This window comes from Pseudoroseicyclus sp. H15 (assembly GCF_054353345.1).
Genome location: NZ_JBTHJE010000006.1, coordinates 36,677 through 57,179, shown reverse-complemented (window position 1 = coordinate 57,179; position 20,503 = coordinate 36,677). Strand labels below are relative to the sequence as shown.

The 20,503-nt window shown below is 68.1% G+C and carries 16 protein-coding genes; 6 read left to right on the top strand and 10 right to left on the bottom strand.

Features of this window, described 5'->3' with window-relative positions; all coding sequences use genetic code 11:
* Nucleotides 1–22: 22 nt before the first annotated feature.
* A complete protein-coding gene (locus ACXN5S_RS14180) occupies nt 23–2,320 on the bottom strand; it encodes an FdhF/YdeP family oxidoreductase (protein ID WP_458606107.1) in 2,298 nt (765 codons plus the stop codon).
* A 206-nt stretch (nt 2,321–2,526) separates the two neighbouring features.
* Here ACXN5S_RS14180 and ACXN5S_RS14175 point away from each other — a divergent pair, with 206 nt between their 5' ends.
* The 4 genes from ACXN5S_RS14175 (at nt 2,527) to ACXN5S_RS14160 (ending at nt 6,855) form a co-directional block, all read left to right on the top strand.
* Nucleotides 2,527–3,111, top strand: coding sequence for an MOSC domain-containing protein (locus ACXN5S_RS14175; RefSeq protein ID WP_458606106.1), 585 nt, complete (start codon nt 2,527–2,529; stop codon nt 3,109–3,111).
* Between the two features lie 175 nt (nt 3,112–3,286).
* Nucleotides 3,287–4,960 (top strand): formate--tetrahydrofolate ligase, encoded by a 1,674-nt coding sequence (locus tag ACXN5S_RS14170; protein WP_458606105.1) that lies wholly within the window; start codon nt 3,287–3,289, stop codon nt 4,958–4,960.
* Entirely contained in the window at nt 4,960–5,853 is an 894-nt protein-coding gene (folD, locus tag ACXN5S_RS14165; protein WP_458606104.1) for a bifunctional methylenetetrahydrofolate dehydrogenase/methenyltetrahydrofolate cyclohydrolase FolD, read from the top strand. The genes ACXN5S_RS14170 and folD overlap by 1 nt, the downstream gene beginning before the upstream one ends.
* A gap of 105 nt (nt 5,854–5,958) precedes the next feature.
* Nucleotides 5,959–6,855, top strand: coding sequence for a LytTR family DNA-binding domain-containing protein (locus ACXN5S_RS14160; protein WP_458606103.1), 897 nt, complete (start codon nt 5,959–5,961; stop codon nt 6,853–6,855).
* A gap of 2 nt (nt 6,856–6,857) precedes the next feature.
* Here ACXN5S_RS14160 and pdeM read toward each other — a convergent pair whose 3' ends face one another.
* From pdeM to ACXN5S_RS14135, 5 genes are all read right to left on the bottom strand, one after another.
* Nucleotides 6,858–7,553, bottom strand: a complete 696-nt coding sequence (gene pdeM / locus ACXN5S_RS14155) for a ligase-associated DNA damage response endonuclease PdeM (protein WP_458606102.1) — start codon at nt 7,551–7,553, stop codon at nt 6,858–6,860.
* Nucleotides 7,554–7,599: 46 nt separating this feature from the next.
* The gene (locus tag ACXN5S_RS14150; protein ID WP_458606101.1) at nt 7,600–9,984 is read right to left on the bottom strand and encodes a ligase-associated DNA damage response DEXH box helicase; all 2,385 of its coding nucleotides are present in this window, start codon (nt 9,982–9,984) and stop codon (nt 7,600–7,602) included.
* A 178-nt stretch (nt 9,985–10,162) separates the two neighbouring features.
* A complete protein-coding gene (locus ACXN5S_RS14145; RefSeq protein ID WP_458606100.1) occupies nt 10,163–11,476 on the bottom strand; it encodes an ATPase in 1,314 nt (437 codons plus the stop codon).
* Nucleotides 11,477–11,687: 211 nt separating this feature from the next.
* Complete coding sequence (locus ACXN5S_RS14140; protein ID WP_458606099.1) at nt 11,688–12,866, bottom strand: FAD-dependent oxidoreductase; 1,179 nt, start codon at nt 12,864–12,866, stop codon at nt 11,688–11,690.
* A gap of 9 nt (nt 12,867–12,875) precedes the next feature.
* Complete coding sequence (locus tag ACXN5S_RS14135; protein WP_458606098.1) at nt 12,876–13,538, bottom strand: pyrimidine 5'-nucleotidase; 663 nt, start codon at nt 13,536–13,538, stop codon at nt 12,876–12,878.
* 93 nt (nt 13,539–13,631) lie between these two features.
* Here ACXN5S_RS14135 and ACXN5S_RS14130 point away from each other — a divergent pair, with 93 nt between their 5' ends.
* A complete protein-coding gene (locus ACXN5S_RS14130) occupies nt 13,632–14,288 on the top strand; it encodes a GntR family transcriptional regulator (protein WP_458606097.1) in 657 nt (218 codons plus the stop codon).
* Here the strand turns inward: ACXN5S_RS14130 and ACXN5S_RS14125 are convergent.
* Nucleotides 14,239–16,017 carry a glycosyltransferase family 2 protein gene (locus ACXN5S_RS14125; protein WP_458606096.1) on the bottom strand — a complete coding sequence of 593 codons (1,779 nt, stop codon included), beginning with the start codon at nt 16,015–16,017 and terminating at the stop codon, nt 14,239–14,241. The two genes, ACXN5S_RS14130 and ACXN5S_RS14125, sit on opposite strands and share 50 nt — an antisense overlap.
* A gap of 69 nt (nt 16,018–16,086) precedes the next feature.
* Nucleotides 16,087–17,268, bottom strand: coding sequence for a glutamine-hydrolyzing carbamoyl-phosphate synthase small subunit (carA, locus tag ACXN5S_RS14120; RefSeq protein ID WP_458606095.1), 1,182 nt, complete (start codon nt 17,266–17,268; stop codon nt 16,087–16,089).
* 210 nt (nt 17,269–17,478) lie between these two features.
* Here carA and ACXN5S_RS14115 point away from each other — a divergent pair, with 210 nt between their 5' ends.
* Complete coding sequence (locus ACXN5S_RS14115) at nt 17,479–17,937, top strand: GatB/YqeY domain-containing protein (RefSeq protein ID WP_458606094.1); 459 nt, start codon at nt 17,479–17,481, stop codon at nt 17,935–17,937.
* Nucleotides 17,938–18,030: 93 nt separating this feature from the next.
* On the opposite strand, the gene ACXN5S_RS14110 is transcribed toward ACXN5S_RS14115, so the two are convergent.
* Together ACXN5S_RS14110 and ctaD are read right to left on the bottom strand one after the other, a co-directional pair.
* A complete protein-coding gene (locus ACXN5S_RS14110; protein WP_458606093.1) occupies nt 18,031–18,618 on the bottom strand; it encodes a DUF2244 domain-containing protein in 588 nt (195 codons plus the stop codon).
* Nucleotides 18,619–18,625: 7 nt separating this feature from the next.
* Nucleotides 18,626–20,302 (bottom strand): cytochrome c oxidase subunit I, encoded by a 1,677-nt coding sequence (ctaD, locus tag ACXN5S_RS14105; protein ID WP_458606092.1) that lies wholly within the window; start codon nt 20,300–20,302, stop codon nt 18,626–18,628.
* Nucleotides 20,303–20,503: the final 201 nt, after the last annotated feature.

Genomic DNA, 20,503 nt, shown 5'->3' with positions numbered 1-20,503 from the left:
GCTCCCACAAAGGGTGCGGGGGTCACGCCCGGATACGAACAGGGGCGCCTTTCGAACCAGGGGTCTGCGACTTGATGTCATGATAGGACAGGGGAACGAGAACATTTAATTCAGGGTAATAGCCCGCCACGCAGCCGTCTGGAAGATCGAATGCCGTCACCGTGAGCCCCGGCACCTGTCGCGTGACGTCATCGTCGAAATCCGAGGCGAGCGTCACCTTCTGACCCTCTGTCAGGCCGAGGCGGCGCATCTCGTCACGGTTGATCAGCACGATCTCGCGCGAGCCCTTCAGCCCGCGCAGCCTGTCGGAATAGCCGTAGATCGTGGTGTTGAACTGATCGTTGGAGCGGAGGGTCACCAGCGTCAGCCGGCCCTCCGCCTCTTCTGCACCGAGGGCGGAGATCACGGTGGGCGCGGTAAAATCGGCCTTGCCGCTTTCGGTGTTCCACTTGCGCTCGCGCGCCGCGTTGCCGCGGTAGAAGCCGCCGGGCTCGAACATTCGGCCGTTGAAATCGCGAAAATCGCTGGGGTAGCTCTGCTCGACCAGATCGCGGATCAGGCTGTAGTCGCCGGTCCATTCGTCCCATTTGACCTTTGGGTTGGGCGGCAGCGTCGCCTTCGCCAGCCCTGCCACGATGGCCGTCTCAGAGAGCAGATGCTCCGACGCCGGCGTCGCCTTGCCGATAGAGCCATAGATATGGCTGAACGAGCATTCGATGCTGATCGCCTGTGGCCCGCTGGCCTGCATGTCTTCATCGAGCCGGCCGAGGCAGGGCAGCAGGTAGCTCACCTGGCCCGGCGTCAGATGGCTGCGGTTGAGCTTGGTGCCGATGTAGACGGTGAGGCGCATGTTGGGCCATGCCGCCTCCATCCGTTCGCGGTCGGGCAGGGCGCGCACGAGGTTTCCGCCGAGCAGGATCATCGCTTTGACCGAGCCATCCAAGATGCCCTCGCAGGCATGCACGGCGTTCATCCCCTCGTCGCGCGGGCAGTCGAAGCCGAAGAGCTCCTCCAGCTTCTCGACCGGCACGAGCTTGGGCTTTTCGGCAATGCCGACGGTGCGCTGGCCCTGCACGTTGGAATGGCCGCGCACCGGGCTGATGCCGGCGCCGGGGCGGCCGATATTGCCCCGCAGAAGCAGCAGGTTGACCAGCATGGCGAGGTTCTGGAAGCCGTGGACATGCTGCGTTAGCCCCATGCCGTAGATGCCGATCACCTTCTCGGCGCCGAGGTAGATGTCGGCTGCCTTGCCGATCATCTCGCGGCTGAGGCCCGAGGTATGCTCGATCTCATCCCAGCCGACGGCCTGCACGGCGGCCTTCATCTCGGCAAAGCCGCTGGTCTCGCTCTCGATGAAGGCGCTGTCGAGCACGCTGCCGGGCGCCTTGCCCTCGGCTTCGAGCACCAGCTTGATCATGCCGATCAGCACGGCGATGTCCCCGCCCGGGCGGACCTGGAAGTAATGGGTCGAGATCGGGGTGGGCTTGCCCACGGTCATCTGCAGCGGGTTCTGCGGGTCTACGAATTCCAGCAGCCCCTTCTCGCGCACCGGGTTGAAGGTGACGATCTTGCAGCCGCGCTCCACCGCCTCCTTCAACGGGTGCAGAAAGCGCGGGCTGTTCGAGCCGGTGTTCTGGCCGAAGAAGAAGATCGCTTCGCATTCCTCGAAATCGTCGAGTGTGCAGGTGCCCACCGGCGTGCCGATGATCTCGCTCAGGCCGACGCTCGTGGTTTCGTGGCACATGTTCGAGGATTGCGGCAGGTTGTTGTGCCCGTAGAGCCGGGCGAACAGGGCGTAGAGATACGAAGCCTCCAGCCCGGCATGGCCGGAGGAATAGAAGACAGTCGATTTGGGGTCGAGGGCCTGCAGTTCCTGCCCGATGGCGGCGAACGCCTCCTCCCAGGCGACAGGCACATACGTGTCGGCCTCGGGGTCATAGCGCATGGGATGGGTGAGGCGGCCGAGGCGTTCCAGATCGTGGTCGGGCCAGGTGCGGAGCTCGGCAAGCGTGTGGCTGGCCATCACCTCGGGCGTGCAGCGGTTGTGCGTCAGCTCCCAAAGCGTGGCCTTGGCGCCATTCTCGCAGAATTCGGCCACATGCGGCTTGGCGGGCTTGGCCCAGGCGCAGCCGGTGCACATCACGCCGCCCGGCTTGTTCTGCCGCGAGAGGGCCTGCAGCGCGTCGGCCGAGGGGCGATCCTGCCCCATCAGGCTGGCGATGCCCTGCATCGAGCCCCAGCCGCCGGCGGCGCCGCCGTATTCCGGCGTGTCGGCATCGTGGCGGTCGGGATGGTGGTGATTGTCAGTCTCGGAGGTCATGGGCCGCTCCTGGCGCCGGGGTGCAGATGTCGCTGACACCGGCCCCGGGGCAGCGCCTCACCGGGGGGCCTGAGGCCGTATCTAGGCCGGCGCGCTGCGCGGCCCAGCCCGGCGGCTCACGTTTGCGGGACCGGCCTTGCTTGAGGCTTCGCGGCGGCGCCCCTAAGGTCGCCGCCGAGCCAATCCGCACCGCCAAGGAGACCCCCATGCCCGCACTCGTGCCAACCGATAATTACGGGCGCATCACCTGGCTTGGCCGGGTGCCGCATCGCGACGGCGCGCTGGTCTGCGAGGCGCTGGAGGAGATGCGGCTCACCTTTGCCGGCCTCTCCGGCGAGGCGCATGCGGGGCTGACGCGCCCCTCCTGCAGCCGGGTGGTCTCGCAATATCTGCGCGGCACCGAGATCCGCAACGTGCGGCAGATCAGCATCGTCTCCGCCGAGGAGCTGGCCGAGATCGCGGCGGTGCTGGAGCTCGACGAGATTGACCCGGCCTGGCTCGGCGCCTCGATCGTCGTCTCCGGCCTGCCGGATTTCACCCATCTGCCGCCGAACAGCCGGCTGCAGGGCGAGGAGGGCGGCGCCACGCTGACGGTGGATATGGAGAACCAGCCCTGCAACATCGTCTCGCGCACCATCGAGGATGCGCGCCCTGGCCACGGCAAGGGGTTCAAGCGCGCCGCCACCGGCAAGCGCGGTGTCACCGCCTGGGTCGAGCGCGAAGGCACGCTGCAGCTCGGCGAGCAGCTGCGCCTGCATGTGCCGGGCCAGCGGGCCTGGGCACCCAGCTGAGCGGCCGGCGCCCCTACCGGCGCCGCGTCGTTCCCATCGGAAACCTGGCGCCTCCGGCCCCGCCGATTCCAGCGCTGAAAGTGTCGGAATTGCCGTTCTCCACCGCGCCTTGCCCGGTTATCCCTCGGCGCAACGCCCGGCACTGGCCGCGGCAGGGAGAGGGCAGGGGAGAGCCATGAGCCACAAGACCGACATCGAAATCGCCCGCGAGGCCAGCAAGAAACCCATTCAGGAGATCGGCGCCAAGCTCGGCATCCCCTCCGAAAGCCTGCTGCCCTACGGGCATGACAAGGCCAAGGTGGCGCAGGATTTCATCCAGTCGGTGCAGGACAAGCCCAAGGGCAAGCTCATCCTCGTGACCGCGATCAACCCGACCCCGGCGGGCGAGGGCAAGACCACGACAACCGTCGGCCTCGGTGACGGGCTCAACCGCATCGGCAAGAAAGCGGCGATCTGCATCCGCGAGGCCTCGCTCGGCCCGAACTTCGGCATGAAGGGCGGCGCCGCGGGCGGCGGCTATGCCCAGGTCGTGCCGATGGAGGACATGAACCTTCATTTCACCGGCGACTTCCACGCCATCACCAGCGCCCATTCGCTCCTCTCTGCGATGATCGACAACCATATCTACTGGGGCAACGAGCTGGAGATCGACACCCGCCGCGTCGTCTGGCGCCGGGTGGTCGACATGAACGACCGGGCGCTGCGCCAGATCACCGCCTCGCTCGGCGGCGTGGCCAACGGCTTCCCGCGGGAGGCCGGCTTCGACATCACCGTCGCCTCCGAGGTCATGGCGATCCTCTGCCTCGCCAAGGATCTGAAGGACCTCGAAAAGCGCCTCGGCGACATGATCGTGGCCTATCGCCGCGACAAGACGCCGGTCTATTGCCGCGACCTCAAGGCCGATGGCGCCATGACGGTGCTGCTGAAAGACGCGATGCAGCCCAACCTCGTGCAGACGCTGGAGAACAACCCCGCCTTCGTGCACGGCGGCCCGTTCGCCAATATCGCCCACGGCTGCAACTCCGTCATCGCTACCACCACGGCGCTGCGGCTCGCCGATTACGTGGTGACGGAAGCCGGCTTCGGCGCCGATCTCGGCGCCGAGAAGTTCATGAACATCAAGTGCCGCAAGGCCGGTCTTGCGCCCGATGCCGTGGTGCTCGTCGCCACCTGCCGCGCCATGAAGATGAACGGCGGTGTCGCCAAGGGCGACCTCGGCACCGAGAATGTCGAGGCCATCAAGAAGGGCTGCGCCAACCTCGGCCGCCATATCTCCAACGTGAAGAGCTTCGGCGTGCCGGTCGTGGTGGCTATCAACCACTTCGTCACCGATACCGATGCCGAGGTGCAGGCGGTGAAGGATTACGTGGCCGGGCAGGGCGCCGAAGCGGTGCTCTGCAAGCACTGGGCAAACGGCTCCGCGGGCATCGAGGATCTGGCGTACAAGGTCGTCGAGCTCGCCGAGCACACATCGAACTTCTCGCCGCTCTACCCCGACGAGATGCCCCTGTTCGAGAAGATCGAAACCGTTGCCAAGCGCATCTACCATGCCGACGAGGTGCTGGCCGACAAGTCGATCCGCGATCAGCTGCACCAGTGGGAGAAGGATGGCTACGACCACCTGCCGGTCTGCATGGCCAAGACGCAGTATTCCTTCTCGACCGATCCCAACCTGCGCGGCGCGCCCACCGGCCATTCGGTGCCCGTGCGCGAGGTGCGGCTTTCCGCCGGCGCCGGCTTCGTGGTGGTGGTCTGCGGACAGATCATGACGATGCCCGGCTTGCCGCGGGTGCCTTCGGCGGAGAGTATCCGCCTCAACGACGATTTGCAGATAGAGGGCCTGTTCTGATGACGGCAGAGGTGATCGACGGCAAGGCTTTCTCGGCCAACCTGCGGGGGCGCATTGCCGAGGAGGTGGCGACCCTGAAGGCCGATCACGGCATCACCCCGGGCCTCGCCGTGGTGCTGGTGGGGGAAGACCCCGCCAGCCAGGTCTATGTGCGCTCCAAGGGCAAGCAGACGGTGGAAGCCGGGATGCAGAGCTTCGAGCACAAGATGCCGGCCGACACCTCCGAGGCCGACCTGCTCGCCAAGGTGCGCGAGCTCAATGACGACCCGGCGGTGCATGGCATTCTCGTGCAGCTACCGCTGCCGGATCATCTGGATAGCGACCTCGTCATCAACTCCATCGACGTCGCCAAGGACGTCGATGGCTTCCACATCCAGAACGTCGGCCTGCTCGCCACCGGCCAGAAGAGCCTCGTGCCCTGCACGCCGCTCGGCTGCCTCATGATGCTGAAGGCCCACCACGGCTCCCTTTCGGGCATGGAGGCCGTGGTGATCGGGCGCAGCAATATCGTCGGCAAGCCGATGGCGCAGCTGTTGCTGGGCGAGAGCTGCACGGTGACCATCGCGCATTCGCGCACCAAGGATCTGGCAGAGACGGTGCGGCGCGCCGATATCGTCGTTGCCGCGGTGGGCCGGCCGAAGATGGTGCCGGGCGACTGGATCAAGCCGGGCGCCACGGTGATCGACGTCGGCATCAACCGTGTGCCGAAGGACGATGGCGAGGGTCACCGGCTGGTCGGCGATGTCGATTATGCCAGTGCCTCCGAGGTGGCGGGGGCCATCACCCCGGTGCCGGGCGGTGTGGGGCCGATGACCATCGCCTGCCTGCTGGCCAACACGCTCACCGCCTGCTGCCGGGCCAACGATCTGCCCGAGCCGCAGCTTCTGGGTTAGCGCCTGCGCCGCCGCGCCGGAGCCGTTGCCCAAGGCTGACGCTGGGGCGCGGTTCTGGCGCGGTTATTGACGCTATGGTCTGCCGCCGCCAAAAGAGGCGTCGAAATGACGCCAATTGTCGAAAATTTCCTTCGCTCTCTCTACTGGGACGGCCGCCTCAGGACGTTCGCGTGGGGCATCTGGCTGCCGCTGCTGTTGCTGCTTTCAGCGATCCTCGGCGTGTCAGGCCCGTTCGGCACCTACAGCCTGCTGCCGCTGGTGCCGCGCCTGCTGTTCTACAAGCTCTCCATCATCGCTGTTGCCCCGGTGGCCTGGGGCCTCACCTGGGCCACGAGCAGCCTGGCGGCTCGGCTGCATTGGTCCGTGATCTGGGGCCTGCGCACGCTGCTCTTCTCGGTCCTGGTCGTGCCACTCACGATCGGCCTCTTTGCGATGTTCGAGCCATGGATGCTCGGCCCGGCGCCGGGCCTGCTGACCATCACGCTCAAGACCTTCTTCATCGGGCTGGCGATCTTCGGCGCGCAGATGCTGTTTCGCAGTGCGCAGCCCTGGATCAAAGCGCCGCCGCCGCGCCTGTTGGCGCGCCTCTCGGGCCATGAGGGGGCGCGCATCTGGCGCCTGTCGGCCGACGATCACTACGTTTCCGTCCTGATCGACGGCCGGGTCGAGGAGCGGCTGCTCATGCGCCTCTCCGATGCCGTGGCCGAGATGGACACGGCAGAGGGCCTGCTCGTGCACCGCTCGCATTGGGTGGCGCGCGACGCGATCCGCGAGGCGCGGCGCGAGGGCGGCAAGGATGTCGTGGTGCTACGTAACGGCTCGCGGCTTCCGGTGAGCCGGACCTATCGTGAGGGGCTGGTCGAGCTCGGCCTGCTGGAGCCGCGACCGGCGAGCGACGCGGGGGCCAAGGGCGCGGCAGAGCCGGCCACCGAGGATGGCCGCCCGCAGCCCGCCATGTCGCTCGACAGCGGCCTCACCCGCCGCACACGCCAGCGCCGCTGAAGCTAGCGAACCGTCAGCGGCGGGCGGCGCCGCGCCGTGCGCTTGGCCGCCAGCGGCACCTTCAGCGCGCGCTTACCGGTCAGCACCGCATGAGCGGGCGGCTCGAAGAGCTGCGTCAGCACCGGCGACAGGGCAGAAAGCCCGCCGGTATAGGCCCCGTAGGCCGGCATGATCAGCCGCCGCGCATCGTAGACAAAACAGGGCCGCGCCCGCCCGGCACCTGGTAGCGAGAGCTTCGGGTGGTAATGCCCTGATATCTCGCCGAATGCGCCAGCCTCAGCGATATGCCGAAAGGTCAGCGCCCCCAGCTCCAGCTCGGCCAGATGCGTGCCGCCGAGGCCAATGGGCCCCGGATCGTGGTTGCCCTCAATCCAAAGCCAGCGCCGCCCGGCCTGCAGCGTCAGCAACCGCGCCTTTATGGTCTCACCCAGCGCGGCCGCCGCCGCAGGATCGTCGAAACTGTCGCCGAGGCAGACGATGGCGCGAGCATCCGTCGCCGCCACGTCGCTTTCCAGCCGGCCCAGTGTCTCCTCTGCCTCGAAGGGTGGCAGCAGCGGCCCGGCCTCTCGCGCCACCCGCTCGGACCGGCCGAGATGCAGATCGGACACGACGAGCATCGCCTCACCGGGCAGATAGAGCGCGCCGGAAGGCAGGGCGAGCAGCTCGGTTCCGGCAAGGGGGATGAGGCAGGCGTTCATGATGTGTTCTATGGCGTCTGCCGGAGCGGTCCGCAAGACGGTGACGCTACTCCGTTTCCGCCAGCAGCGCCTCAGCCGCCTCGACCATCAGCCGCTCGCCCGCCTCACCGTCAACCGGCACGCGGCCATGCTCCAGGAACAGCGGCGCGGCCAGCGGCGTCAGCCCCGGGAGCTGGCGGAAATCCCAGCTGCCATGCGTGCGCGAGAGCATCTCTTCGATCCGGCCGAAATCGACGAGGCCGCGCATGGCCTCCTCCCGCGTGATGCCCATCAGGATGTGCTCGGGCGCGTATTTCACCAGCGTGTCGTAGAGGATGTCGGAGGAGAAGGTCGCCTGCCGCCCCGTCTTCCGCCCGCCCGCCTGGTTGCGCTCGATCAGCCCTGCGATGGTGGCGGAGGAGCGGAAGGTCCGCTTCATCACGGCATTGCCCTGCAGCCAGGTCTCGAATTCCTCGCGCAGCGGCGCGGCGGCGAGCAGGGGCCCCGGGTCTTCCACCGGCTCCAGCGACCAGATCAGCGTGGCGTAGTCGGTGGAGACGAAGCCCAGCGGCGCCAGCCGCGCATCCTCCATCCGCCGCGTCAGCAGCAGCCCCAGCGTCTGCTGCGCGTTGCGCCCGGCGAAGCCGTAGAAGCAGGCGTAGTGGCGGCCCTCGTGCGGAAAGCTCTCTACCAGCAGCTCGCCCGGCCCCGGCAGGCGCGAGACCTCTTCCTGATGCGCCAGCCAGCTGCGAGTGTGCTCCGGCAGGCGGGCGAAATCGCGCGCGGCGAACATGCGCAGGATGCGCTCGGAGAGCTGGGTGGAGGTGGCGAACTTCGTGCCCCCGTAGACGGCGATCTTCGGCTTGCGGCCACGCTCACGGCTCACCTCGACGCTCATCTCCTTCAGCCCCTCGAAGCGCACGATCTTGCCGCCGAAGAGGAAGGTATCGCCCGCTGTCAGCGTCGCCGCGAAGCCTTCCTCGATCTCGCCGAGCGGCGTGCCCTGGCCCCTCATCCGCACCTTCAGCTTGTCGCTGTCCTGAATGGTGCCGATGTTCATGCGGATGCGCTGCGCCGAGCGCGGGTCGCGCAGCGTCCATTTGCCCTCGCGCAGCATCAGCCGCTGCCAGCGGTCATAGGCGCCAAGGCCGTAGCCCCCGGTCGCGCAGAAATCGAGCGCCTCGTCGAATTGCGCGCGGGTCAGGCCCTGGTAGGCGCCGCAGGACTTCACCTCACGGTAGAGTTCGGCCTCGTCGAAGGGCCCGGCGCAGGCGCGGATGAGGATGTGCTGGCAGAGCACGTCGCGCGGGCCGGGGCCGCGCGGATCGCCGTCGAGGTCGTTCTCTCGCGCGGCATCCAGCGCCGCCATGCATTCGATGATCTCGAAGCGGTTCGCCGGCACGAGCCGCGCTTTCGACGGCGCGTTGTAGCGGTGATTGGCCCGTCCGATCCGCTGGATCAGCCGCTTGACGTTCTTCGGCGCGCCCACCTGGATGATCAGGTCGACATCCCCCCAGTCGATGCCGAGATCGAGCGTGCCGGTGCAGACGATGGCCCGCAGCTCACCCGCCACCATCGCCGCCTCGACCCTCTCGCGCTGGGCGCGGGCGAGCGAGCCATGGTGGATTCCGATCGGCAGGTTCTCCTCGTTTGCCAGCCAGAGGTTGTGAAAGAAGATTTCCGCCTGCGCGCGGGTGTTATGGAAGATGAGCGTGGTCTTGTGCTTGCGCACCTGCTCCAGCACCGCGGGGATCGCATAGGCCCCGCCGCCGCCGGCCCAGGGCGGGCGCTCCTCCGTCTCCAGCATGCCGATATCCGGTGCCGGCCCCGGATCGGCCTGCAGGATGGGGGCGGGCGGTTGGCTGACGAGGGCGGCGAGCGCGTGCGGGTCTTCCACGGTGGCGGAGAGGAAGACGCGGCGCAGGCCGGGGCTGAGCGTCTCCAGCCGGGTGAGCGAGAGCAGCAGCTGGTCGCCGCGCTTGGATTCGGCGAGGGCATGGATCTCGTCCACCACCACCCGCTGCAGCCCGGCAAAGATGCGCGGCGCGTCCTCGTAGGAGAGCAGCAGCGCGAGGCTCTCCGGCGTCGTCAGCAGGATCTGCGGCGGGTCGGCGCGCTGGCGGCGGCGCTTGGCGTAGGAGGTGTCGCCGGTCCTGTCCTCGATGCGGATCGGCAGGCCGGCCTCTTCCACCGGGCGGGTGAGGTTGCGCCTGATATCGGCGGCCAGCGCCTTCAGCGGCGAGATGTAGAGCGTGTGCAGCCCCTCGCGCGGCGCCTCGGCCAGCTCGGCGAGCGTCGGCAGAAAGCCCGCCAGCGTCTTGCCTCCGCCAGTTGGCGCGATGAGCAGCAGCGACGGCTCTTCAGCCCGGGCCAGCATCTCCTGCTGATGGGGATGGAGCGACCAGCCCCGGCGGGTGAAGAAGGCATCGAGCGCAGCGGGCAGGGCGGTCATGCGCCTGATGTAGGCTCGCCGCCCGGGCGCGGCAATCCGCCCCGACCCCTGCGCTGATCCCGCACCCGACGTCTCACCCGGGGCACGTCCCCTGCAAACTTCGACTTCCAAATATCCCGGGGGGTCCGGGGGGCTGGCCCCACGGCCTCCCCACCCTTCGCGCCGCCGGCAGCAGTGCCTAGCGGACGATCTCCTCGTCCTTGACGAAGAGGTTCGCCCAGGCGCGGTCGACGAGCTCCGGCGTCATCTGGTTCGGGATGCCCTCGAATTTGCAGATCGCGATGATCTGGTCGATCAGGAAGATCGGCTGGTAATTGGCGAACACGTTGTCGATCGTCGGATACTTTTTCTCGATCAGGTGGATCAGCGCCTCTTCGTTCAGCGGCATACCCCGCTTGCGGGCGACCATGGCGAAGATCTTCAGAAAGTCGGCGCGGCTCGGCCCGTCGATCTTGATCTTGTAGAAGATCCGCCGCAGCGCGGCCTGGTCGAAGATCTTGCCCGGGTGGAAGTTGGTCGAGAAGATCACCAGCGTGTCGAACGGCACCTCGAACTTCTCGCCCGATTGCAGGGCCAGGATGTCGCGCCCCTCTTCCAGCGGCACGATCCAGCGGTTCACCAGCTTCTGCGGCGGGTCGGACTGGCGCCCGAGGTCGTCGACGATGAAGATGCCGCCGGTGGATTTCAGCTGCAACGGCGCCTGATAGGTGCGGGCGACCGGGTTGAAGACCAGATCGAGCATCGGCAGCGTCAGCTCGCCGCCGGTGATCACAGTCGGCCGCTCGCAGCGCACATAGCGCGTGTCGAAACGGCCCGAGGTGCGGCGCAGCGAATTGGGGTCGTCGACGTCTTCCTCCGCCGCCGAATGCACGATGGGGTCGTAGACGGTGATGACCTGGCCCGCATATTCGATGGCGCGGGGGATGTAGATCTTGTCGCCCAGCGCGTCGCGGATGCCGTTGGAGATGGAGCTCTTGCCGTTGCCGGGGGGCCCGTACATCAGGATCGAGCGGCCCGAGGTGACGGCGGGGCCGAGCTGGTCGAGCAGCGTCGGCGGCAGGACGAGGTGGCCCATGGCGCCGGTCAGCTGGTCGCGCGACAGCTGAATGTTGCGGATCGATTGCCGATCCACCTGCTCGGCGTAAAGCTCCAGCGGCACGGGCATTGCGCCGAAATATTCCGATTGCGCCAGCGCATCCATGGCGCGCGCCTTGCCGGTCTCGGTCAGCCGATAGCCCATCTCGCTGCTGCTACGACTGGCGGACATGACGCCTGTCGCCTCCAGCAGCAACTGCTCGCGGGCGAGATCGACCAGCTCCTGCGTGACGGGGCGCGGCAGGCAGATGGCGCGGGCGATCTCGGTCACCTCGGTGACATTGCTGCGGAACATCGTCTTCAGAAGGATGTCGCGCATCATGATGAGCGGCAGGCGCATCTGCGACAGCTGGCGCGGCGCCGGCGGGGCGAAGACGGCGGGGTTTTCCATGTTCATCGGCCAGGGCTCCTGAGCTGCTGACGCGGGGATGACGGAAAATGGTGGCGAAAGGATGGAGGAGAGAGGGCAGGCGTTGGCGCGAGGCGGATACGTCCGGGGGCCAGCCCGTCGCCATTGGTGCTCGAACCAATGGCGCAAGCAATGGCGACCCCCGGGATTTTCTAGAGCAAAGACAGGCAGACAGAACGGTCTGTCTGGTCCGGACAGGCTAGCGGGCGCCGAGACCCAGACGCATGAGCGAGTGGCGCACCGGCGGTGTGCCGTGCAGGGCGCTGAGGCCGAAGGCGCGCAGATCGCGCAGGGCCGGGGCGCCGGCGATGGCCGCGCGGTTGAGGGCGTCGATGCCGAGGACGCGCGCGCGCACGTCGGGCTCGCGGCGGCGGGCATAGGCGCTGAGCATCTGAGGGGTGCCGAGGCTTTCGGGGGTGGCCAGATCGAGCAGGGCGCGCAGATCGGCCAGCGACATGTTCAGCCCCTGCGCGCCGATTGGCGGCACCACATGCGCGGCCTCTGCCATCAGGGCCATGCGCTTCTCCACCAGCGCTTCGGCGCGCTGCGAGATGATCGGCCAGGCCTGGCGCGGGCCAACAAGGGTGAGCGGGCCGAGCAGGCCAGCCGACCGCTCGGTGGCGGCGGCGGAAAAGGCGGCTTCGTCCAGCGTGGCGAGGCGGAGCACCTCGTCGGCCTTGTCCATCCAGACGACGGCAGAGGCGGGGCGGCCATCGTGATCGGGCAGCGGCACCAGGGTGAAGGGGCCACCGGTGCGGTGCACCTCTGTCGAGATATCGTCATGCGCCTGGTCATGCGTGACGGTGAAGACCAGCGCCTTCTGCCCGTAGCGCAGCACATGCGTGCCGATGCCATAGGCCTGCCGCACCGCGGAATTGCGCCCGTCGGCGCCGATCAGCAGGCGGGTGGAGAGGCGCGCGCCATCGGTGAGCCGCACCAGCGCCTCGGCATCGCGCGGCGTGACCGAGGCGAAACCGGTGCCCTGGCGGAGGGTGACGTTCTCCAGCTCCTCCAGCCGCTCCAGCAGGGCGCTGCGGATCAGCCGGTTGGGGATGTTCCAGCCGAAAGGGTCGCTCTTGGCCCCCCCGAACTCGGCACTGTCGAAATCGGCGGTCACCCGCGGCTCGGGCGCCGGGCCGCCGGCATCGACCAGGCGCATGATCCGCAGGGGCGTCGCATGTGGGGCCAGGTGCTGCCAGATGCCTGCCTCCTCCATCAGGGCGCGGGCGGGCTGCAGGAAGGCGGTGGAGCGGTGGTCGGTCGGCGCATCCGCCGGGGCCGGATCGACCAGAATCACGGAAAAGCCGGCGGCGCCGAGAGTGGCCGCTGCGGTGAGGCCGGCAATGCCGCCGCCGGCGATGAGAATATCGCTGTCCATGCCCCTTACTTAGGCCGCTCCGGCGGCGGGGGCGAGGGCCGCGAGAAACGCCGTGAGGTCATCGGTATGGTGGTGGATATGCGGCGCCGGCAGTGGCTGCGGCCCCACATGCACGGTGCGCATACCCATCGCATGGGGCACGGCGAGATTGCGCGCGTCGTCCTCGAACATTGCGCCCTCCGCCGGCGTCAGGCCGTCGAGCGCGAAGATCGCCTCGAAGGCGGCCTGCTCGGGCTTGGGGCGGAAACCGGCGTGCTCGATGCCGTAGACCGCGTCGAACAGGCCGCCGAGGCCGCGGGCAGAGAGCACCTTCTCGGCATAGGGGCGCGCGCCGTTGGTATAGACGATCCGCCGGCCGGGCAGGGCGCCGATGGCATCGGCAAGGGCCGGGTCGGGCACGAGGGAGGAGAACTCGATGTCGTGCACTTCATCGAGAAACGGCTGCGGGTCGATGCCGTGCATGGCAACGAGCCCCGCCAGCGTGGTGCCGTGGTCGCGCCAATAGGCCGTACGCAGGCGCTCGGCCTCGATGGGGTCGGCGCCGAGCTCGCGCATGATGTAGGCGTTGATGCGCGGCTCCATCAGGGCGAACAGCTGCGCCTCGGGCGGATAGAGCGTGTTGTCGAGGTCGAAGACCCAGACTTTGACGTGAGAGAATGACGCGGCGACCATGGGCCTTCTGTTGCCGCGCCCGCTGGCGGGGTGCAAGCCACTTGAATGGCCCCACCGGCAGGCCTAGGCTCGACCGGCCCTTCGGAGACGCCCATGAGTAGCCACAAGACCCCGCAGAAGGACGCCTATCGCCTCATCCTCGATGCGATCGACGCCGGCAGCTACCGGCCCGGCGACCGGCTGGTCGAGAGCGAGCTGGCCGAGCGCTTCGGTGTGTCGCGCACCCCGATCCGCGAGGCGCTGCAGCGGCTGGAGACGCAGGCCATCCTCACCCGCGACGGCCGCTCGATGATCGTGGCGAGCCTCGATCACAACCAGCTGGCGGAGCTCTACGTCGTGCGGGGCGAGCTGGAGGGGCTGGCGGCGCGGCTGGCGGCCCGCAATGCCACGCCGGAAGAGATCCGCGTGCTGCGCGACATGCTCGAGGCCGACCGGGCGCTGGTGGGAGACCCGGCGGCGATGGCGCGGGCCAACCGGCGCTTTCACAAGCAGATCCATCTGGCCTCACACAACCGTTTCCTTGTGCGCCAGCTCGATCTTGTTCATCGCTCGATGGCGTTGCTGGCCAGCACCTCGATTGCCGCCGAGGGGCGGGGAGCACGCACGCTCGACGAGCACGAAACCATCGTGGCGGCCATCGAGGCGAGCGATGGCGAGGCGGCCTGCGAGGCGGTGCGCGAGCATATCAGCCGCGCCTTCATCACCCGGCTGAAGCTGGACGCGCAGAAGGTCGAGGCGGCGCGCCCGTAGCCGGGTGCGGCTCGGGCAGCGACTGGCCGTGCGCCGTTTTGTCCCAGTAGTAAGGAGACAGGGCGAGCTCGCTCAGCGCCTTGGCGAGGGCGACCGTGGCCATCGGAAAATAGAGCCAGGTCATGGGATAGCTCATCACCAGCCGGGGCCGGCCGGCACGAAAGGCGGCGACGGCGAAGGTGGCGGCGCTGACGGCCAGGCCCGTGAGCTGCACGCCCATCAGCGCCAGCACGCCCCAGCCCGGCAGCGCCTGCAGCGCATGGGGGAAGCCCAGCGCCAGGGCCCAAAAGCTCCACGCCAGCGGGGCGAGCAGGAATTGCAGCAGCGTGCCGAGAAAGAGCAGTTGCACCGCGCAGAAGCCGCGCCAGCCGAGGTCGCGCTGCAGGGCTCCCGGGTCGCGCATGTGGCTGGCCCAGGTCATCGCGTAGCCCTTCAGCCACCGGGAGCGCTGGCGAATCCACGGCAGGGGCCGCGTGCCGGCCTCTTCGCGGGTGACCGTCTCGATCAGCTCGGTGCGCCAGCCAGCGCGGTGCAGGCGCAGGCCGAGATCGGCATCCTCGGTGACGTTATGCGCATCCCACCCGCCGAGGGAGATCAGCACGTCGCGGCGGATGAACAGCGTCGTGCCGCCGAGAGGCACGGGCAGGCCCATCGCGGCGAGGCCGGGCAGGATGACGCGGAACCACTCGGCATACTCCAGCGCGAAGCACCGCGAGACCCAATTGGCGCCCGCATTGTAGAAATCGAGCGCGCCCTGCAGGCAGGCGACCTCTGGCGGCGCGGTGGCAAAGCGGGCGGCGACGCGGCGGAGCTGGTCGGGCGCTGGCGCGTCTTCGGCGTCGTAGATGCCGATGATGCGGCCGCGCGCCATGCCAAGCGCGTAGTTGAGCGCGCGGGGCTTGGTGCGCAGGCCGCCGGGCGGCACGCGGATGACGCGGGCATGGGGCGGCAGGGCGGCCGCCGCGAGGGCGGCCTCTGTTTGCGGATCGTCGGCCTCGAGGATCAGGCAGAGGTCGAGCCGGTCATGCGGGTAGTCGAGCTGGCCCAGGCGCTGTAGCAGAGCGCCCGCGATCTCGCGCTCGCGGTAAAGCGGCACGAGCAGGGTCATGCGGGGGAGAAGCTCCGTCTCCTGCGTCGGCGGGGTCGGGAGAGCGATCCGGCGGCGCGTGGCGAAGAGTGCGGCGAGGCGCAGGAGGGTGAAGGCCGCGCCGAGGGCCGCCGTGAAGAAGCAGAGGCAAAGGAAGACGGGGCCGGGTGCGGCGAGCAGGGCTGCCAGCGGCGCCAGCAGGACAAGGGCGAGCCGGCGGGGGCCTTTCGCGGCGCGCCCGGCCAGGCTGCGGCACGACATGGAGGCAGGCACCTGATGTTCTGCCTGCGCCGCAAGGGCCGGGCCGGCGTCGCGGGTCAGCGCTTCGGCCAGGCGGGCGGGGTGCGCGCTGGCCAGGCGCACGGGGCCCAGCACCAGCTCATAGGCTTTCAGGCGGTGGCGGATGGCGGGGATGTCGGCGGCGAGCAGGATGGTCGCGCCGCCCCGGCGCCGCCAGGGGAGCACCTGATCGGTCAGGCAGGTCTCTGCCCCGAGACGGGCGATGAGGCGGGGATCGGCAGGATCGGATACGGGATCGACACGGAGCCGGCCACGCGGGTCGGCGCGGGGGCGCGCTCGTCTGCGGGATGGCTGGCGAGGCGGCGCCGGCGCCCTGATCTCGATCAACAGAGGTTCAGCCACACGCACCCTCCCTTGCGGGGGAGGCTAGGTGCGCGTGGTTAACAGGTGGTGAATGGGCGCGGTGAGTCCTTACACCGCGGGGGCGGTCTCGCCGGCCTTCGCGGCCATGGCGTCGGCGAAGCGCTCGAACAGGTAGTAGCTGTCCTGCGGGCCGGGGCTCGCCTCGGGGTGATATTGCACCGAATAGATCGGGCGGCCGCCTTCGACGCGGATACCGCAGTTGCTGCCGTCGAAGAGGGAGACATGGGTCTCCTTCACGCCGGCGGGCAGGGTCTGGCTGTCCACTGTGAAGCCATGGTTCATCGAGGTGATCTCGACCTTGCCGGTCTCGATATCCTTCACCGGATGGTTGGCGCCGTGGTGGCCGTGGTTCATCTTCACGGTGCGGGCGCCGAGGGCGAGGGCGAGCATCTGGTGGCCGAGGCAGATGCCGAACATCGGCAGATCGGTCTTCTCAACCAGCTCGCGGATCGCCGGCACGGCATATTCGCCGGTCGCCGCCGGATCGCCCGGGCCGTTGGTCAGGAATACGCCATCCGGCTCATGCGCCAGCACATCCGCCGCCGTCGCTGTTGCGGGCAGTACTGTGACATCGCAGCCGGCGGAGGCGAGGCTGCGCAGGATGTTGCGCTTGGCGCCGTAGTCGATGGCCACGACGCGGTGCTTGGGGTTCTCCTGCCGCTCGTAGCCCTGCGGCCAGGCCCAGCGCATCTCGTCCCAGCGGTAGAGCTGCCGGGTGGTGACGTCGCGCGCCAGATCGAGCCCGACGAGGCCGGGGAAGCGGCGCGCCTCGGCCACCAGCTCGGCAATGTCGAACTCGCCGGAAGGATTATGCGCCAGCGCTGCATGGGGCGAGCCCTGCTGGCGGATCGCGCGGGTCAGCCGCCGCGTATCGATGCCACCGATGCCCACCCGGCCGCGGCTGGCGAGCCAGTCGCCGAGCGGCTGGACGGCGCGCCAGTTCGAGGGCTCCGTCGGGTCCCACTTCACCACCAGGCCGGCGGCGACGGGCTCACCCGTCTCGTCATCGTCGGGGTTGGTGCCGGTGTTGCCGATATGGGGGAAGGTGAAGGTGACGATCTGCCCGGCGTAGGACGGATCGGTCATGATCTCCTGGTAGCCGGTCATCGCGGTGTTGAAGCAGAGCTCCGCCACCGCTTTGCCCGTGGCGCCGAAGCCCTTGCCATAGAAGATCGTGCCATCGGCGAGGGCCAGGCAGGCGGTCGGGCGGGCCGGGGCGGCGTGAGTCATCGGGCGGCTCCTGGTGCGGTGATGTGGGCTTGGGGCGGACATCTAAGGAGGGGCCGGGGGGGCGTCAAGCAGCGGCAGGACGGTGCGGCACGGGCGGCCGGGCCGCGCCGCTGCACGGTTGTGGGCGGGCGCGTAAATCGTTAAACCGGCGTCTTGTCGTATTGCCCGCGCCAAGCTCGGGCGGCCCAACAGCATCAGGGGATCGAACCAATGGATTTGCGCAGCCGCATCAATGGGGCGCTCAAGGATGCCATGCGGGCCAGAGAGGCGGACCGCCTGTCGACCCTGCGCCTGATCAACGCCGCCATCAAGGATCGCGACATCGCCGCACGCGGCGAAGGCGACGATGGCGGTGTGCCCGACAGCGAGATCACGGCCATCCTCAGCAAGATGGTCAAGCAGCGGCAGGAAAGCACCCGCGCCTATGCCGAGGCCGGCCGCGTCGAGCTGGCCGCCAAGGAAGAGGCCGAGATCAAGGTGATCGAGGAATTCCTGCCCAAGCCGCTTTCGGATGCCGAGGCCGACAAGGCCGTCGACGACGCCATTGCCGAAGTGGGCGCCGACAACATCCGAGACATGGGCAAGGTGATGGCCGAGCTGAAGAGCCGCTTCGCCGGCCGCATGGATTTCGGCAAGGCCGGATCCAAGGTGAAAGCCCGCCTGGGCTAGCCTCCCCGGGCCGGCCAGCCCCGGCCCGCTCCCGCCCACCCAACCCGTGCGCCGGGGCTGGCCTTGTCGGGCGGGGCACCCCCGCAGCGGCGATCAGCTTTCGGGCGGCAGCTTGCCGTAATCGCCCGTGACGTGGCGGAGCCGGGCGAGGCGCAGCTCGAGGTCGCCCGCGAGCCTTCGGCGCTCTTCCGGCACCAGAAACGCGCCCAGCTCGACGACGCGGGGGCCGCCCTGCAGTGTCAGGTAGTCCTCGACCGGCCCGTCCTCTTTGTGGATCGTCACGCGCAGCCAGTAGGGGTTCGCCTCGAAGAGACGGTCGTCGCCCGTCGGGTTTTGCCGGTTGAGGCGGAGTTTGTCTTCCCACAGCCACAGCCGCTCGACCGTGCGCTCGCGGCTCGACTGGTTGTAGCGGATCGCCCACCACGTGGCCGCGAGGGCGAGCGCCAGGAACAGCAGCACCACCCAGAGCACCGGCTTGCCGAGCAGGGCCAGCAGCGGCAGCGCCATCAGCACGGCGGTGGCGGCGACGAAGGTGACAAAGCCCGAGGGCGCCAGCGAGTTGTTCGCCCAGATGCGCAGCTCGCACCATGGCTCATCGCCGGCGGCTGCGCTGCGATGCGAAACGGCCCCGGAGTCACTCTCCGGGGCCGTGTCGAAATCCTTGACCCAACTGTAGGGCATAAGGTCCTCAGTGAGCGTGGCTCTTGTCCCAGTCCTTCTGCTCGGGAAGGATCTCGAACGTGTGCTCGGGGGGCGGGCAGGGCAGCGTCCACTCCAGCGTGTCCGCATACTCGTTCCACGGGTTGTTCACGGTGATCCGGCGACCGGCGAACAGGGTGTAGAACACCACGATGATGAAGAACACGAACGAGGCGAAGGCGATGAAGGCGCCGATCGACGAGACCTTGTTCCAGAGCGCGAAGGCTTCGGGGTAGTCGATGTAGCGGCGCGGCATGCCCTGACGGCCGAGGAAGTGCTGCGGGAAGAAGGTCAGGTTCGCACCGATGAACATGGCCCAGAAGTGCAGCTTGCCGGCCCACTCAGGCAGCATCTTGCCGGTGAACTTGGGGAAGTAGAAGTAGATGCCCGCGAAGATCGCGAAGACGGCGCCGAGGCTCATCACGTAGTGGAAGTGCGCCACGACGTAGTAGGTGTCGTGATAGGCGCGGTCGACGGCGGCCTGGGAAAGCACGACGCCGGTAACGCCGCCCACGGTGAAGAGGAAGAGGAAGCCGAAGGCCCAGAGCATCGGCGATTTGAACTCAACCGAGCCGCCCCACATCGTGGCGATCCAGCTGAAGACCTTCACCCCCGTCGGCACGGCGATGACCATCGTCGCCAGCATGAAGTAGCTCTGCTGCGACAGGCTCATGCCCACCGTGTACATGTGGTGCGCCCAGACGACGAAGCCCAGCACGCCGATGGCGACCATGGCGTAGACCATCGGCAGGTAGCCGAAGATCGGCTTCTTCGAGAAGGTCGCGATGACGTGGGAGATGATGCCGAAGCCCGGCACGATGATGATGTAGACTTCCGGGTGGCCGAAGAACCACAGGATGTGCTGGTAGAGGATCGGGTCACCGCCGCCATCGGGCTGGAAGAAGGTGGTGCCGAAGTTCCGGTCGGTCAGCAGCATGGTGATGGCGCCGGCCAGTACGGGCAGGGCCAGAAGGATCAGCCATGCGGTGACGAAGATGGACCAGGCGAAGAGCGGCACCTTGTGCAGCGTCATGCCCGGAGCGCGCATGTTGAGGAAGGTGGTGATCATGTTGATCGCACCGAGGATCGACGAGGCGCCCGACAGGTGCACCGCGAAGATCGCGAGATCCATCGACATGCCAGGTTCGGAGGTCGACAGCGGCGGGTAGAGCACCCAGCCCACGCCCGAGCCGAGCTGACCGTCGCCACCGGGGGCGAAGAGCGAGGCGACACCCAGCGACAGGCCGGCCACGTACATCCAGAACGAGAGGTTGTTCATCCGCGGGAATGCCATGTCGGGCGCGCCGATCTGCAGCGGCATCAGGTAGTTGCCAAAGCCGCCGAAGAGCGCGGGGATGACGACGAAGAACATCATCAGCACGCCGTGGTAGGTGATCAGCACGTTCCACAGGTGGCCGTTCGGGGTGCATTCGCCCGGATCAGCGGCAGAGAAGAGGCGCGCCCCTTCCATGCACATGTACTGCACGCCGGGGTTCATGAGCTCGAGGCGCATGTACACGGTGAAGAGCACGGCGATGAAGCCCGCCGCGCCAGACACCAGCAGATAAAGAATGCCGATGTCCTTGTGGTTGGTGGACATGAACCAACGGGTGAAGAACCCGCGTTCGTCGTGGTGCTCCGAACCGTGGATGGCCGCGTCTGCCATGAGGGTCTCCTGCAAAACATGGGGCGGGCGCGGTTGATGCGCCGGTCTCTTGGTCGCCTTCTAAGGGGATGGCGACCGAAGGGCAATATTGCGACTTTGATCGTGACCCTGCCCTGTCCGGGTGAACAAGGGGTTACGCGGTGTATCGGGCGCGGCCAGTCGTCGCGGCAGGAGGCTTAGAGGGTCGGCGGGCTCGAATCG